Source organism: Streptomyces sp. NPDC020742, assembly GCF_040641675.1.
Taxonomy (GTDB): domain Bacteria; phylum Actinomycetota; class Actinomycetes; order Streptomycetales; family Streptomycetaceae; genus Streptomyces.
In genome coordinates this window covers 129,907-145,337 of the sequence record NZ_JBFAEA010000018.1, presented here as the reverse complement: position 1 = coordinate 145,337, position 15,431 = coordinate 129,907, and the positions used below count along the sequence as shown (strand labels likewise).

Annotated in this window: 10 protein-coding genes; 6 read left to right on the top strand and 4 right to left on the bottom strand. The window is 73.5% G+C overall.

The window, feature by feature from the left end:
- The first annotated feature begins 313 nt into the window (after nt 1–313).
- Nucleotides 314–1,204, top strand: a complete 891-nt coding sequence (locus AB0G84_RS26710; protein WP_361325766.1) for an aminoglycoside phosphotransferase family protein — start codon at nt 314–316, stop codon at nt 1,202–1,204.
- 71 nt (nt 1,205–1,275) lie between these two features.
- On the opposite strand, the gene AB0G84_RS26705 is transcribed toward AB0G84_RS26710, so the two are convergent.
- Nucleotides 1,276–1,995, bottom strand: coding sequence for an exonuclease domain-containing protein (locus AB0G84_RS26705; RefSeq protein ID WP_361325763.1), 720 nt, complete (start codon nt 1,993–1,995; stop codon nt 1,276–1,278).
- 199 nt (nt 1,996–2,194) lie between these two features.
- On the opposite strand from AB0G84_RS26705, the gene AB0G84_RS26700 reads away from it, so the two are divergent.
- A complete protein-coding gene (locus tag AB0G84_RS26700) occupies nt 2,195–3,007 on the top strand; it encodes an SDR family NAD(P)-dependent oxidoreductase (protein WP_361325760.1) in 813 nt (270 codons plus the stop codon).
- A gap of 14 nt (nt 3,008–3,021) precedes the next feature.
- Here AB0G84_RS26700 and AB0G84_RS26695 read toward each other — a convergent pair whose 3' ends face one another.
- Nucleotides 3,022–4,272, bottom strand: a complete 1,251-nt coding sequence (locus AB0G84_RS26695; RefSeq protein WP_361325757.1) for an SAV2148 family HEPN domain-containing protein — start codon at nt 4,270–4,272, stop codon at nt 3,022–3,024.
- Nucleotides 4,273–5,054: 782 nt separating this feature from the next.
- On the opposite strand from AB0G84_RS26695, the gene glgX reads away from it, so the two are divergent.
- Entirely contained in the window at nt 5,055–7,379 is a 2,325-nt protein-coding gene (glgX, locus tag AB0G84_RS26690) for a glycogen debranching protein GlgX (protein ID WP_361325754.1), read from the top strand.
- 157 nt (nt 7,380–7,536) lie between these two features.
- A complete protein-coding gene (gene treY / locus AB0G84_RS26685; RefSeq protein WP_361325751.1) occupies nt 7,537–10,104 on the top strand; it encodes a malto-oligosyltrehalose synthase in 2,568 nt (855 codons plus the stop codon).
- 6 nt (nt 10,105–10,110) lie between these two features.
- Here treY and AB0G84_RS26680 read toward each other — a convergent pair whose 3' ends face one another.
- On the bottom strand, nt 10,111–11,001 hold the full coding sequence (locus AB0G84_RS26680; protein ID WP_361325748.1) for a LysR family transcriptional regulator: 891 nt from the start codon (nt 10,999–11,001) through the stop codon (nt 10,111–10,113).
- 97 nt (nt 11,002–11,098) lie between these two features.
- On the opposite strand from AB0G84_RS26680, the gene lpdA reads away from it, so the two are divergent.
- Complete coding sequence (gene lpdA, locus AB0G84_RS26675; protein WP_361325745.1) at nt 11,099–12,502, top strand: dihydrolipoyl dehydrogenase; 1,404 nt, start codon at nt 11,099–11,101, stop codon at nt 12,500–12,502.
- Between the two features lie 173 nt (nt 12,503–12,675).
- Nucleotides 12,676–14,763: a GTP-binding protein gene (locus tag AB0G84_RS26670; protein WP_361325742.1), complete on the top strand. Its 2,088-nt coding sequence runs from the start codon at nt 12,676–12,678 to the stop codon at nt 14,761–14,763.
- Here the strand turns inward: AB0G84_RS26670 and AB0G84_RS26665 are convergent.
- Nucleotides 14,742–15,287, bottom strand: a complete 546-nt coding sequence (locus AB0G84_RS26665; protein ID WP_361325739.1) for a DUF1707 and FHA domain-containing protein — start codon at nt 15,285–15,287, stop codon at nt 14,742–14,744. The genes AB0G84_RS26670 and AB0G84_RS26665 overlap by 22 nt on opposite strands.
- Nucleotides 15,288–15,431: the final 144 nt, after the last annotated feature.

The window sequence follows — 15,431 nt, the reverse complement described above, 5'->3', positions numbered from 1 at the left end:
AAGCAACAGCCCTGCAAATTCGAAGAAGAGTCGCAGAAATGGTCAAAAAGTTCCGCCTGCTTGAACCAGAGCGGCTCAACTCCGTTTACATACGGGCAACGCAGGGTTACAAGAGGGGCTGCACATTCGGGGTCACGCGATTCGAGGCGCGCGATTCAGGGGCGCGCCCTGTGGGGGGACGCCGGGTCCCTGCGCCGCCGGACCCGGCCCGCGAGCCCCCGGACGGCCGGGGCGCCCGCCGCAGCGGTCCGCGGGTGCGGCCGGCCGGGCCCTGCGACACTGGTCGTGAGCACGCATCGCAGGAGGCATCACCATGACCGAACCGAGCCCCGGCGCCTTCACGGAGGCACGCGCCCGGGACGTACTGGCCGCGGCCGGGCACCGGGAAGCGGCGGCCGACGCCCGGCTGCTCTCGCTCGGCGAGAACGCCGTCTTCGCCCTCGGGGACGGCGGTCCGGTCGTACGGGTGGGCCGCAGCGCCGAACTCCTGGAGCGCGCCGAGCGGGAGCTGGCGGTCGCCCGGTGGCTGGCCATCGAGGACGTGCCGGCCGTCCGGGCCGCGGAGTCCGTCGCCACCCTGGTCGACGGGCACCCCGTGACCTACTGGCAGCGGCTCCCGGAGGCGGTCCGCCCCGCCGGTCCCGGCGATCTCGCCACCCTGCTGAAGCGGGTGCACGCCCTCCCGGAGCCGCCGTTCGCGCTGGCCCGGCGGGAACTCCTCGGCGGTGTGGAGCGCTGGCTTCGGCTGGCCGGCGATGCCGTATCGGCGTCGGATGCGGAGTATCTGCGCGGCCGGCGGGATGCGTTCACCGCGGCGGCCACCGCGCTGGAGCCGCATCTGCCGCGCGGTCCGATCCACGGCGATGCGCTGACCCGCAACGTCCACGTCGGTCCCGACGGGCCGGTGCTGGTGGACCTCGAGACCTTCTCCTGCGATCTGCGCGAGCACGACCTGGTCGTGATGGCGCTGAGCCGCGACCGCTACGGCCTGGCCGCCGAGGCGTACGACAGCTTCGTCTCCGTCTACGGCTGGGACGTACGGGACTGGGAGGGCTGTGCGGTGCTGCGCGGGTCCCGGGAGACGGCGAGCTGCGCATGGGTCTCCCAGCACGCGCCGGGGAACCCGGCGGCGCTCAAGGAGTTCCGGCGCCGGATCGCCTCACTGCGCGAGAAGGACGCGACGGTGCGCTGGTACCCGTTCTGAGGGACGGCCCGGAGCGCAACGGGCCGGTGTGAGCCCCGGCCGGCCGGCAGCCCGCCCCACTCCCGGTCCGGTCAGGCCCGGGCCTGGTACGGGATCAGCGGCCAGGCCGGCTCGACTATCGCCTCCGGGTCTCCCGAGCGGCGCAAATACGCCTGGAACGAGGCGGCTTGCTCGGCGGCCGCCCGCTCCTGGAGGGCGTGCAGGGCGCGCGGCGAGGGGATGGCGACGGCCGGATACCGCTCCCCGATGCGCCGGGCGACGCCGGCCGCGGCCGCCGCATCGGCGCCCGCCTCATGGGCGCCCTCCAGCCGGACGCCGTAGTGACCGCACAGCGCCTGGAGTGCGCGCTTGCCCTTGCGGTAGCGGTCCACGTGCTTGTCGAGGACGAGCGGATCGATGACCGGTGCGGGGGCGTGCCCCAGCCGCTCGGTGAGGGTGGGTACGCCGTGCCGGCGGCACTCCCGGTCCAGGAGGGAGAGGTCATACCGGGCGTTCATCACCACCAGCGGGATGTCCGCGCGCAGTGCCTCGGCCAGCGCCTGGGTGATCTCCTCTATCGCGGTCGCCGGCGCCTGCCCGTGCTCCCGGACATATGCGGTCGAAATGCCGTGAATGGCCGCCGCTTCCTCGGGGATCGGCACGCCCGGATCCAGCAGCCAGGTCTGCTGCTCCGCCGCCCTGCCGTCCCCCTCCAGCCGGAGCAGGGCGGCGGTGACGATGCGGTCCTGCTCGACGTCCGTGCCCGTGGTCTCCAGGTCGAAGCCGACCAGCAGCTCCTGATGCCAGCTCATGCCGCAACCTCGCTTCGCCCGGCCCGGCACTCGCCCGGCGTGCCTCGTCCTTCGACGCGCGCGCTGCACTCGCTCATGTGGCCTCCTTCGGTGGTACTTCCCCCGTTGCCCGCACACTCTTGCACGCACCACTGACAACCGGCCGGTCACCCGTCGCCGCGGGGGCGCCCGGAGCCGGGCCTGCCCCTACGCTGACGCCATGGACCTACGGCTGGCAGGACACCGTGCGCTGGTGACGGGCAGCAGTTCGGGGATCGGCGCGACGATCGCCGAGACGCTGGCGGACGAGGGCTGCGACGTCCTCGTCCACGGGCGGAACGCCGGGGCCGCGGCGGCGGTCGCCGAGCAGGTGGCGGCCCGCGGCGTACGGGCCGAGGTGGTGCTCGGCGATCTGACCGAACCGGGCGTCGCCGAGGAGGTCGCCCGCACCGCCTGCGACTTCGGGGCCGGCATCCTCGTCAACAACGCGGGCCCGTTCGCCGAGCACGACTGGGAGACCTCCCGGCCGTCCGACTGGCGGGCCGCCTTCGAGGGGAACGTGCTGCCGACGGTGCGGGTCAGCCAGACCCTGCTGCCCTCGCTGCGCGCGGCCGGCTGGGGCCGGGTGATCACCATCGGCAGCCGGGCCGTGCGGACCCCGCTGCCGAACATGGTGACGTACTCCGCGGCCAAGGCGGCCGTGGTGAACATGACCACGAGCCTGGCCCGGCACCTCGCCGGGACCGGTGTCACCGCGAACTGTGTGAGTCCCGGCGTGATCGTCAGCCCCTCGATGTTCCGGATGCTCCAGGAGCGGGCCGCGGATGACGAGGACGGCGCCGACCGCGGAGCGGGGGCGGCCGGCGGTCCCGACGAGGCGGACATCGTCGCCGCGTACGCGCCCAACCCGGTCGGCCGCCTGGGGCGTCCGGAGGACATCGCCTCAGCGGTCGCCTACCTGGCGAGCCCGCGCGCCGACTACGTCAACGGGATCGAGCTGCGGGTCGACGGAGGCATCACGGGCACGCCGTAGCCGCCGGGCCGGGGTCAGGAGACCGGGCGGGAGTCCGCCCAGATGCCCTCGAACTCCTCCCGGTAGGTCTCGAAGAGCCCGTGGTCGCCGTCCCGCCCGTCCCGGATGTCCGGCCGGACGACCTCTCGCGCACCACCGCGCAGGACGAACACCGGGGACTCCATGCCGCGGCTCTTGCGGAGGTAGGGCTGGACGACGGCCATCCCGTCGGGGCCGTCGCCGTCCACGAGGTACGCGGTGAACCGCGGGGTCTCGTCGAAGACCTGGATCTCGAAGGCGCCGGGGTCCCGCAGCCGGGCCCGGACCCGCCGCATATGGAGGATGTTCATCTCGATGGAGCGGCTCATCTCGCCCTTCTTCAGGCCGATTTCGCGCTCCCGGCGGCGGACCGCGCTGCTCGCGGGGTTGAGGAAGAGCAGCCGGACGCGGCAGCCGGACTCGGCGAGCCGGACCAGTCGGCGGCCGGAGTAGTTCTGGACGAGGAGGTTGAGGCCCATGCCGACGGCGTCGAGCCGGCGGGCGCCGCCGAAGAGGTCCTCGGCGGGCAGCTGGCGCTGCAGCCGGACCCGGTCGGGGTGCACCCCGACGACATCGGCGTAGCGGTCGCCGACCAGGTCCTCCATCGCGTCGATGGGCAGCCGTCCGGAGATCCGGGTGCCGATGCCGGAGCCGAGGATGTCCAGGAGGCGGGCGGAGGCGCGCTCGGCCTGGGCCAGGACGGTCCCGGACAGCGCGCGGTTGCGGGAGACGATATTGCGGGCGACCTCCAGCTCATCGAGGGCCAGCTCGACCTCGCGGCGGTCGTCGAAGTACGGCTCGAAGCAGGGCCAGTGCTGGACCATCAGTTCGCGGAGCTGCGGCAGGGTCAGGAAGCTGACGATGTTGTCGTCGGCCGGGTCGAGCAGGTAGCCCTTGCGGCGGCTGACCTCGCGTACGGCAACGGCGCGCTGCACCCACTCCTGGCCCGCGGGGCCGGCCGCGGCGATCACCCACTCGTCGCCGTGCACCGGCTCGTAGACGGGGCGCAGCACGGCCGCGACGACCGCCCGCAGGCGCTGCTCGACGAGATTCAGCCAGATGTAGGCGCGGCCGGCCCGGCGGGCCCGTGTGCGCACCTCGCTCCAGGCGTCGGCGCCCCAGTCCAGCTCCGCCCCGATCTCCAGCGGTCGCGCCAGGGACACCGCGCCGGGCGGTGCGTCGACGGAGCCGCCTTCGTGACCCTCATGACTCTCGTCACCAGGGGGCAACTCCAGCCCGCCACTCACCTGCCACCGCCTTCCGAACCCCCGTGCCAACGATCAAGGCAGACTACTGCGGTGCGGGAGGCAGTGCAGCAGGATGGGTCGAGTCGTCCACCAACTCCCCTTGTTTTTCGTACCCGTTGCGATCGAACCGTGCGGGCGGAGTGAGCGGATTCATAGCCGTGACGTCGGGCGGGACCGGCCGAAAGCCCTTCCGGTGAACGGGTATCGAGCCCCGGCCCCCTTCCCTGGCAATGTGGGGGAACCCGATGTCGACCCACGCGATGGGGTGTTTCAGCGGCTGTCCGTTGACCCGGATGTCGACGCTCTCGCCGGTGCGGGGGCCGCAGTTGGCCAGGTTGTGGCTGGTGAACGGCTCGCACCTGCTGTACTCGGCGGCCTGGACGTCATGCCGGGTGTAGCTGCGGCCGGCGAACGTACTGCCGGTGGACCCGGACCGAGGTGGCGGTGCCTCACGCGGCGCACGGACACCCCTGCTGTCACTGTGCGTAACAGACCTCTCGGGCTCCCCCGGGTCCCCACGTCCCCGGATGGGACGCCCCGCAGGACGCCTCTCAGGCACGCCCCGCAGGAAGCCTCGTAGGACGCCCTGGAGGACGACCTGTAGGACGACCTGTAGGACGATCCGACATCGCGACAGGTTGCCCACCATTCAGCGGAGATATGGCGAAAAGTTCCTCGTGTACGACACATTGCGACACGTTGGGGAAGGATTTCCCTTTGGTCCGCGGTCGTGTGTCGTGGAGTCGCCGCAGCGCCCGAGGAGAAAGTGCAAGAGTCTACGCATGCAGGTCTGGCCGGGACAGATGTATCCGCTGGGTGCCACCTATGACGGTGCGGGCACCAACTTCGCGGTGTTCTCCGAAACCGCGAAGCGCATCGAACTGTGTCTGCTGCACGACGACGGCTCGGAGACCGCCGTCGAGCTACGGGAGAGTGACGCCTTTGTGCGGCACGCCTACCTTCCGGGGGTGATGCCGGGGCAGCGTTACGGCTTCCGGGTGCACGGTCCCTACGAACCGCACCAGGGGCACCGCTGCAACTCCGCGAAGCTGCTGCTGGACCCCTACGCACGGGCCATGAGCGGGGTGATCGACTGGGACGAGGCGGTCTACGGCTACCACTTCGGCCGGCCCGAGGTCCGCAACGACCTGGACTCGGCGCCGCACACCATGGCCTCGGTGGTGGTCAACCCGTACTTCGACTGGGGTGACGACCGTCCGCCGCGCACCGCGTACCACGAGACGGTGCTCTACGAGGCCCATGTGAAGGGCCTGACGATGCGCCATCCGGAGCTCCCCGAGGAGCTGCGCGGCACCTACGCCGCGCTGGCGCATCCGGCGGTCATCGACCACCTCACCAAGCTCGGGGTGACCGCCCTGGAGCTGATGCCGGTGCACCAGTTCGTCCAGGACCACCGGCTGGTGGACGCGGGACTGACGAACTACTGGGGCTACAACACCATCGGCTTCTTCGCCCCGCACAACGCCTATGCGTCCTGGGGCGACCGCGGGCAGCAGGTGCTGGAGTTCAAGACGGCGGTCCGGGCGCTGCACCAGGCCGGGATCGAGGTGATCCTCGACGTGGTCTACAACCACACGGCCGAGGGCAGCCATCTGGGCCCGACGCTGTCGTTCCGGGGGCTGGACAACGCCTCGTACTACCGGCTGTCGGAGGACCGGCAGTACTACATGGACACCACCGGCACCGGGAACTCGCTGCTGATGCGCAGTCCGCACGTGCTCCAGCTGGTGATGGACTCGCTGCGCTACTGGGTGCAGGAGATGCATGTGGACGGCTTCCGCTTCGATCTGGCGGCGACGCTGGCCCGCCAGTTCCACGAGGTGGACCGGCTGTCGTCGTTCTTCGACCTGGTGCACCAGGACCCGGTCGTCAGCCAGGTGAAGCTGATCGCCGAGCCGTGGGACGTCGGTGAGGGTGGCTACCAGGTGGGCAACTTCCCGCCGCTGTGGACCGAGTGGAACGGCAAGTACCGGGACACCGTGCGGGACCTGTGGCGGGGTGAGCCGCGCACCCTGGCGGACTTCGGGTCCCGGCTGACCGGGTCGTCGGACCTCTACCAGGAGGACGGGCGCCGGCCCCTGGCGTCGGTGAACTTCGTGACCTGCCACGACGGCTTCACCCTGGCCGACCTCGTCGCGTACAACGACAAGCACAACGAGGCCAACGGGGAGGACAACCGCGACGGGGAGCGGCACAACCGGTCCTGGAACTGCGGTGTCGAGGGACCCACCGACGACCCCTCGGTGCGGCGGCTGCGGGCCCGCCAGATGCGGAACTTCCTCGCCACGCTGATGCTGTCCCAGGGCGTGCCGATGCTCAGCCACGGGGACGAGTTCGGGCGCACCCAGGGCGGCAACAACAACGCCTACTGCCAGGACAACGAGCTGTCGTGGGTGCGCTGGCCGGAGCCCGGCCGGAGCGCCGGGTCGTCGCCGGGCGCCTCCCTCGGTGATGTCGAGGACGACAGTGACGACAATGCCGACGAGGATGCCGAGGACGCCGGGGGCCTCGCCCAGGCCCGTGAGACGGGCGAGGCGGGAGAAGCGAACGGGCGGTACGGGGCGAGCGCGGCGGGCGAGGCCGACGGGGCGGACGGTATGGATGCCGCGGACCTGGCGGACGCGGAGCAGCGGGAGCTGCTGGAGTTCGTCCGGCAGATGGTGTGGCTGCGGCGCGACCACCCGGTCTTCCGGCGCCGGCGGTTCTTCCAGGGACAGCCGATGGAGGGCACCAGCGACGACCTGTCCGACATCGCGTGGTTCACGGCCGGCGGCGCGGAGATGGGGCCGCGGGACTGGGATTCGGTGCACGCCAAGGCGCTGACGGTCTTCCTCAACGGCAGCTCGATCCCCGAGCCGGGGCCGCGCGGCGAGACGGTCACCGACGACTCGTTCCTGCTGATGTTCAACGCCCACGACCAGGAGAAGGAGTTCATGGTGCCCGAACATCTGGGGCGGCAGTGGCAGGTCGTGGTGGACACCGACCGGCCGCATGCGGTGGCGGACGGCGGCGGGGCCCGGGTCAAGGCCGGCGACCGGCTGACGCTGACCGACCGCAGTCTGCTGGTGCTCAAGCGGCCGGCGTAGTGGCGGGCGTACTGGCGGACGTAGTGGCGGGCCTAGTAGCCGGCGTAGTGGCGGGCGTAGTGGCGGGCGGGCGCTTTCGGGGAGGGAGCGGGCGGTGCGGCGGATCGGTGCGGCGGGTGATGACACAACGGGCCCCGGGCGGGGTACGGGTGTTCCCATGACGCAGCCATCGAGTCCGTCGCCGACCGCCACCTACCGGCTGCAGCTCCAGCCGGACTTCCCGTTCGCCGCCGCCGAGCGGGCGGTCCCCCATCTGGCCGCGCTGGGCGTCTCCCACCTGCACCTCTCGCCGGTGCTGGAGGCGGTCCCGGGCTCCACGCACGGCTATGACGTCCTCGACCACACGGCGGTACGGGCCGAGCTGGGCGGTGAGGAGGGGCTGCGGGCGCTGGCGGCGACGGCCCGTGCGCACGGCCTCGGCCTGGTCGTCGACCTGGTGCCGAACCATATGGCGGTGCCCGCGCCGGTGACGCTCAACGGGCCGCTGTGGGAGGTGCTGCGGCACGGCCCGGCATCCCCGTACGCGCGGTGGTTCGACATCGACTGGGACGGCGGGCACGGCGGACGGCTGCTGCTGCCGGTGCTCGGGGGCCGGCTCGGCGACGAGCTGCCGCAGCTGCGCATCGAGGCCGGGGACGGCGTGCTCCGCTACCACGACCAGGTCTTCCCGCTGCGCCCCGGCACCGAGGAGCTGCCGCTGCCACGCCTGCTGGAGTCCCAGTGGTACCGCCTGGCGTGGTGGCGGCTGGCCCGCAGCGAACTGAACTACCGCCGGTTCTTCACCATTTCGGAGCTGATCGCGGTGCGCGTCGAGGACCCCGAGGTCTTCGAGGCGACCCATGCCACGGTGCTGCGGCTGGTCCGTGAGGGCGTCATCGACGGGCTGCGCATCGACCACCCGGACGGGCTGGTGGACCCCGCCGGCTATCTGGCCCGGCTGCACGAGGGCACCGGCGGCCGCTGGACCGTCGTCGAGAAGATCCTCACCGGCCCGGAGCGGCTGCCCGAGAGCTGGGCGTGCGCCGGGACGACCGGCTATGACGCACTGCGGCACATCGACGGGCTGTTCGTCTGCCCCCAGGGTTCCGGGCGGCTGTTCTCGCACTACCGGGACTTCGTCACCCCACTCGCCGACGAGGGCGGCGACTGGGAGGAGACGGTGCGCCGGGCCTCGTACGAAGTGGTCACGCACGATCTGGCCGCGGAGGTGGAGCGGCTGGTGCGCACCGCGGCGCGGATCAGCGCGCGCGCTCCCCGGCCGGGCGACCACGCGCCCTGGGCGCTGCGGCAGGCTGTCCGGGAGCTGCTGGTGCGGCTGCCGGTCTACCGGCCCTACGCCGCCGATGCCGCGCGGGCGGTGCCGGACGCGGCGATGCTGGGCAGGGCCGCGGTGCGGGCGCGCGGTGCGTTCCGGGTGCCGGAGGAGGCGGGGGCGGTGGATCTGGTGCACGCCCTGGCGCTCGGCCTGCCCCCGGACGGCCTGCCCCCGGACGGCGTGGGCGGCCCGGGCTGCGACGTCCCGACCGACGGTCCGGATGACGGTCCAGACGGCGCGCGAGGCGACGCCGACGCCGACCGCGCCGACGCGGCGGACCGGGTGGACCGGGCGGACTTCGCCGCGCGTTTCGCGCAGACCGCCTCCGCGCTGCACGCCAAGTCCGTGGAGGACACCGCCTTCTACCGGTACCCGATGCTGCTGTCGGCCTGCGAGGTCGGCGGCGACCCCGGGGATCCGGCGCTCGGCCCGGACGCCTTCCATGCATACAGCGCGCGGATGCAGCGGGACTGGCCGGCGACCGGAACGGTGCTCTCCACGCACGACACCAAGCGCAGCGCCGATGTGCGGGCGCGGATCGCAGTGCTGTCGGAGTGCCCGGACCGCTGGCGCGACGTCCTGGCCGGGATGGCCGATGCGGCGGTGTGCGGGGCCGGGTCCCTGGGGGCGGACGCCGCGGGCCCGCCGGACCCGGCGGTGTCCTGGCTGGCCTGGCAGACCGCCTTCGGCTTGGGCCCGGCGCCCGACGGGGACACCGCGGAACGGGTGACGGCCGCGGTCTTGAAGTCCGTACGGGAGGCCGGGCTGCGCACCTCCTGGACGGAGCCGAACGCGGAGTACGAGGAGGCGGTGGCGGAGTTCGTCCGGAGCGGGCCCTGCGGGCCGCCGGCCGCTCCGCTGGCCGCGCTGGACGCCGAACTGGCGCCGTTCCTCCGGGCGAACGTGCTGGGCGCCGCGCTGCTGCACCTCACGATGCCGGGCGTCCCGGACCTCTACCAGGGCAGCGAGCGGACCCACACGGCGCTGGTCGACCCGGACAACCGCGGCCCGGCGCGGTTCCGTCCGGAGCTGCTCGCCGAGTTGGACGGCGGCGCCGCACCGCGCGACCTGTCCGGCGAGAAGCTGCGGCTGACCGCCACGGCGCTGCGGCTGCGGCGGGAGCGTCCGCAGTGGTTCGGCACCGAGGCGTCGTACGAGCCGGTGTACGCCGAGGGGCCGGCGGCCGAGCACTGTGTGGCGTTCTGCCGGAGCGGGCGGGTGCTGACGGTGGTGACCCGGCTGGCACTGCGCCTGGTGGAGACCGGCGGCTGGTGGGACACCCGGCTGCGGATCCCGCCGGGCGGCCCCTGGCGCGAGCTGCTGACCGGGCGGGAGGTGGCCGGCGGGGAACTGGTGGGGTTGAGCGAGCTGTTGGCGGAGGCCCCGGTGGCGCTGTTCGCCGCCGCATGACCCGCCTCAGCGGTCCCCGGCGCCGTCCGGCCCGTTCACGGTGCGCAGCAGCGCGGTGAACTCCGCCGCTGCGCCGGTCAGTTCGACACGGGAGAAGACCGTGATCTCCCGGCGCCACGGCGGGTCGGTGGGCACCGCCACACAGTCCAGTCCGGTCAGTTCATGGGCCGCGGTCAGCAGCACGCCGACGCCCGCGCTCGCCATCCGGACGGCGGTGGAGCTGTGCTGGGTGCGGACGGCGGTGCGCGGGGTGAAGCCCACCCGCTCGCACTCCAGGTCCAGCCAGCGCCGTCCCGCTACCACCGGCTCCAGGCTGCAGCGCACCCAGGCCCGGTCGGCCAGCTCCGCGAGCCGTACCGACTCCCGGGCGGCGAGCGGGTCGCCGGGCGGCAGGACCAGCACCATCCGCTCCTGGCCCACGACGGTCACCGGCCCGGGCCAGTCCGCGGGGCGCGGTCCGAGCGCCATGTCGGCGACCCCGCGCGCCATCTGCTCGTGCAGCTCCTCGGTGGTGGCGTACTCGTGGAGCACCAGGCGGACGCCCGGGTGCGCACGGGCCCAGTGCGCACAGACCCGCGGCAGCACCCCGACGGCCTGGCCGTGCACCGCGGCGAGGTGCAGTTCGCCGCTCTGCGCATCGCCGGCGGCCAGCGCGGCGCGGCGAGCCTGCCGGGCGCTGCGGACCGCGAGTTCGGCGTGCGGGAAGTAGGCCCGTCCCCTCGCGGTCAGCCGCACCCCGCGCGGCATCCGCTCCAGCAGCGGGCCGCCGGTCTCCCGTTCCAACGCCTTGATCTGGTGCGAGAGCGCGGACTGAGTGACGTGCAGCGTCTCGGCGGCGCGGGTGAAGGACTCCTCCTCGACCACCGCGACCAGGTACTCCATCTGTCGAAGGCTCATCCCCCGCCCTCCCGCCGTGCGCCATGCACGGTCCTCATGGCTTCCATAGAAACATTGCCTTGGACTCATCGCCGCAGGTGGGACGAGGCTTGTCGGCATGGATGAGACAGACGTGATCGTCATCGGGGGCGGCACCGGCGGCTACAGCACGGCCCTGCGCGCCGCCGCGCTCGGCCTGCGGGTGGTGCTCGCCGAACGCGACCTGATCGGCGGCACCTGCCTGCACCGCGGCTGCATCCCCAGCAAGGCCATGCTGCACGCGGCCGAACTGGTCGACGGGATCGCCGAGGCACGGGAGCGGTGGGGGGTGAAGGCCACCCTGGACTCGGTGGACTGGTCCGCGCTGGTGGCCACCCGCGACGCGCTGGTCGCCCGCAACCACCAGGGGGTGAGCGGGCACTTGGCGGCGGCCGGGGTACGGGTCGTCCGGGGCACGGCCCGGCTCACCGGCCCCCGTACGGTCGTCGTCGAGGGGGCCGGACGGTTCACCGCGCGGCGCGGGATCGTGCTGGCCACCGGCTCCACACCGCGCCTGCTGCCGGGGCTCGCCCCCGACGGCAACCGGGTGGTCACCAGCGACGATGCGCTGTTCGCCGACTCTCTCCCGCGGTCCGTGGTGGTGTTGGGCGGCGGCGCGATCGGCGTCGAGTACGCCTCGTTCCACCGTTCCATGGGGGCCGAGGTGACGCTCGTCGAGGCGGCCGGCCGGCTGCTCCCGCAGGAGGACGCGGACGTCAGCCGCCACCTGGCGCGCGGGCTGAAAAAGCGTGGCATCACCGTCCGTACGGGCGCCACGCTCACCGGCGCCGAGCTGCGGGACGCCGGGGTGCGTGCCACGGTCCGCTCGTCCGGCGGCGCGGAGACGGTGGTGCAGGCCGAGCGGCTGTTGGTCGCGGTGGGGCGGGCCCCGGTGACCGACGGGCTGGACCTGGCCGCCGCGGGGCTGGCCACCGACGCCCGCGGCTTCGTCGTGCCGGCCGACTGGTCCCGTCTGGAGACCGCGGTGCCCGGCATCCATGTGGTCGGCGATCTGCTGCCGCCGCCGTCCCTCGGGCTGGCGCACGCCTCGTTCGCGGAGGGGCTGCTGGTCGCCGAGGTGCTGGCCGGGGTCCCGTCGCGGCCGGTGGACTATGCGACCGTGCCCCGGGTGACGTTCTCCTCGCCGCAGACCGCCGCGGTCGGGCTGACGGAGGCCGAGGCGCGGGCGCGGGGGCTGGACGTCGTCGTCAACTCGCTGCCGCTGACCGCGATGGCGAAGGGGCTGGTGCACGGGCAGGGCGGGGTGGTGAAGGTCGTGGCGACAGCGGACGGCGGGCCCGTGCTGGGGGTCCATCTGGTCGGGCCGCACGTCTCGGAGCTGATCGCCGAGAGCCAGCTGGTGGTGGCCTGGGACGCCGAGCCCTCGGACGTCGCCGGGCTCCTGCACGCCCACCCGACGCTCTCGGAGGCGGTGGGCGAGACCTTCCTGACGCTGGCGGGACGGGGGCTGCACCAGCACTGACGCCCAGGTGCGCCGGCCGGCCCCGCCCCGGTTAATTCGGTTGCGTCCCCGCACGGGTCCGCACACGATGGCGCCGTACGCACGCCCCCACCCTCAGGAGCACGGAATGCGCGGATTCCTCGGAACCACCCAGCGCCCTTACTGGACGTCACTCTCCGAGGAATCGACCACGCATGCACCTCCGTCACACCCTGAACATCGGGATTCTCGCCCACGTCGACGCGGGTAAGACCAGCCTCACCGAGCGGCTGCTGTTCGACACCGGCGCCGTCGGCCGGCTCGGCAGCGTCGACACCGGTGACACCTGCACGGACACCGGCGCGCTGGAACGGCAGCGCGGCATCACCATCCGTTCGGCCGTCGCCTCATTCACCGTCGGCGACGTCCAGGTCAACCTCCTGGACACCCCGGGACACTCCGACTTCATCGCCGAGGTCGAGCGCGCCCTCGGGGTGCTCGACGGCGCCGTGCTGCTGCTGTCCGCGGTGGAGGGCGTCCAAGCCAGGACGCGGGTGCTGATGAAGACCCTGCGGCGGCTGCGGCTGCCCACCCTGCTCTTCATCAACAAGATCGACCGGGCCGGGGCCCGGGGCGAGCCGCTGCTCGCGGACGTCCGCCGGCTGTTGGCGCCCGCCGTCGTCCCGCTGACCTCGGTGACCGGCCTGGGCACCGCCGAGGCCGGCTCCGTGCCGTACGACCTGGCCGACGGGCAGGTCCGCGACCGGATCGCGGAGGCGGTGGCGGAGGTCGACGAGTCGGTCCTGGCGCGGGTGGTGGACGGGCCGCCGCCGACCGCCGAGGAACTGGCTGCGGCGCTGGCCGCCCGCACGGCGGACGGTTCGCTGCACCCGGTGTACTTCGGTTCGGCGCTCGCCGGGCAGGGCATCGACGCGCTGCTGGAGGGCATGGTCCGGCTGGTCCCGCCGGCGCCGCACGGCCCGGGCGAGGCCCCCCGGGGCACGGTCTTCGCCGTGCACCAGCCGCCGAACGGCGAGCGGACGGCCCATGTCCGGCTCTACGCGGGCGAGTTGCGGCCCCGGCAGCGGCTGGTGCTGCACCGGCCTGGCGGGCCGGGCGGCGCCGGCCGGGAGCTGACCGGCCGGATCACCGCGCTCGACGTCATCGGCCGGCCGCCCGGCGACGACGCACCCCTCACCCCGGGCAACATCGCGGTGCTCCGCGGCTTCCCGGGCATCCGGACGGGCGACCGGATCGGCCCGCCCCTTGAGGCAGCGGACGGCGAGATCGCGGACGGCAGGGTGGCGAACGGCGAGGTGGCGAACGGCAGGGTGGCGAACGGCGGGGTGGCGAGCGTCGCGGCCGCGGACGGCACGGCAACGGACGGCAGGGCAACGGACGGCAGGGTCCCGTACGGCAGGGTCCCGTACGGCGCCGCCCTGTTCGCCTCCCCCACCCTGGAGACCCTCGTCGGGGCCCGTCACCCGGCACAGGCCGCCGCGCTGCGCGCCGCGCTGCTGACGCTCGCCGACCAGGACCCGCTGCTCCAGGTCCGCCCCGCGCCGGACGGCGGCACCTCGGTGCTGCTGCACGGCGAGGTGCAGAGGGAGATCGTCGAGGCCACCCTGCGCGAGGAGTACGGCATCGAGGCCGACTTCGCGCCGTCCCGCGTGCTCTGCGTGGAACGGCCCCGCGGGGTCGGCGAGGCCTGCTACGAGATCGCCGGGCGCCGGCACATCGGCCCGTGGGCCACCGTCGGGCTACGGGTCGAGCCGGGCGCCCGCGGCTCCGGGCCGGTCTTCACCTACGAGACCGAGCTCGGCGCGCTGCCGCACGGCTTCCACCAGGCCATCGAGGAGACCGCGCTGGTGACCCTGCGGCGCGGCCCGCGCGGCCTGGCGGTCACGGACTGCCGGGTGGTGCTGGTCCGTTCCGGCTTCGTCGGCCCGCTCAGCACGGCCGGGCACTTCCGGACGGTCACGCCCGGCGTACTGCTGCGCGCCCTGGAACGGGCCGGGACGCGGGTGTACGAGCCGTACCACGCCTTCGAGGCCGAGGTCCCGCTCACCGCGCTGGCGCCGGTGACCGCCCGGCTCGCCGCGCTGGGCGCGGAGCTGTCCGAGCCGAGCGGCGGACGGCGGACCTGGCTGCTCGGCGGGGTCCTGGCGGCGCGTCGGGTGCGGGAGGCCGAGGAGATGTTGCCGGGCCTGACACACGGCGAGGGGGTGTGGATGTCGGCTCCGTCCGGCGACCGGCCGGTGCCGGACGGCGGCCCGGCGGCTCAGCGCTCGGTGAGGACGTAGTCGACGCTGCCGAAGGTGATGTGGTCGCCGGGGCCGACCGGGACCTCGCCGACCACCCGACGGCCGTTGACGCAGGTGCCGTTGGTGGAGCCGAGGTCGCGCAGCATCCATCCCTTGCCGGCACTGCGGAGTTCGGCATGAGCGCGGGAGACCGTCTCGTGGTTGAGGCGCAGGCCCGTGCCGGGGGCGCGCCCTATCAGCAGGGGAAGCGGGCCCGGCTCCGGCAGCAGCAGCTTGGGCAGCCGCTCCATGCGCCAGGCGCGGCGCACCCGCAGGTGGAACGCCGACGCCCGGCCGACCAGCCCCAGCAGCAGGCCCTGTACCTTGCCGCGGCTCTCCAAGTCGGCGGTGGCGAGATCGAGTTCGGAGTGTGCTTGGGCGGTGAGTACGAGTTCCAGGCGGCGCGAGAAGGTGTCCTGGGACAGCCGTCCCTGCGCCGCACCGTCGCGCAGCAGATCGAGGGCGCGTTCCCGGTCCGCGTCCGACGGGCGCGCGGGGCGCGCGGGGAACTCGAGCGAAGTCATGCGGAGATTGTCGGGCCACCGCGACCCGGTGTCCAGACGATGCAGGTCCGGGGCCGGTTCGGGCCGGTTGGGGAGGCCGGCGGCTCGGCGGAACGGCCCAGCGCGGGTGGCTCGATGGCGCGATGTCGGCCCGTGTCGCCCCGT

What these genes read in the sequence shown, in the direction of transcription:
- AB0G84_RS26705 (WP_361325763.1), bottom strand. Translation starts at nt 1,995, where the DNA reads ATGAGCTGGCATCAGGAGCTGCTGGTCGGCTTCGACCTGGAGACCACG.
- lpdA (WP_361325745.1), top strand. Translation starts at nt 11,099, where the DNA reads ATGGATGAGACAGACGTGATCGTCATCGGGGGCGGCACCGGCGGCTAC.
- AB0G84_RS26670 (WP_361325742.1), top strand. Translation starts at nt 12,676, where the DNA reads ATGCACCTCCGTCACACCCTGAACATCGGGATTCTCGCCCACGTCGAC.
- AB0G84_RS26680 (WP_361325748.1), bottom strand. Translation starts at nt 11,001, where the DNA reads ATGAGCCTTCGACAGATGGAGTACCTGGTCGCGGTGGTCGAGGAGGAG.
- glgX (WP_361325754.1), top strand. Translation starts at nt 5,055, where the DNA reads ATGCAGGTCTGGCCGGGACAGATGTATCCGCTGGGTGCCACCTATGAC.
- AB0G84_RS26710 (WP_361325766.1), top strand. Translation starts at nt 314, where the DNA reads ATGACCGAACCGAGCCCCGGCGCCTTCACGGAGGCACGCGCCCGGGAC.
- AB0G84_RS26700 (WP_361325760.1), top strand. Translation starts at nt 2,195, where the DNA reads ATGGACCTACGGCTGGCAGGACACCGTGCGCTGGTGACGGGCAGCAGT.
- treY (WP_361325751.1), top strand. Translation starts at nt 7,537, where the DNA reads ATGACGCAGCCATCGAGTCCGTCGCCGACCGCCACCTACCGGCTGCAG.
- AB0G84_RS26665 (WP_361325739.1), bottom strand. Translation starts at nt 15,287, where the DNA reads ATGACTTCGCTCGAGTTCCCCGCGCGCCCCGCGCGCCCGTCGGACGCG.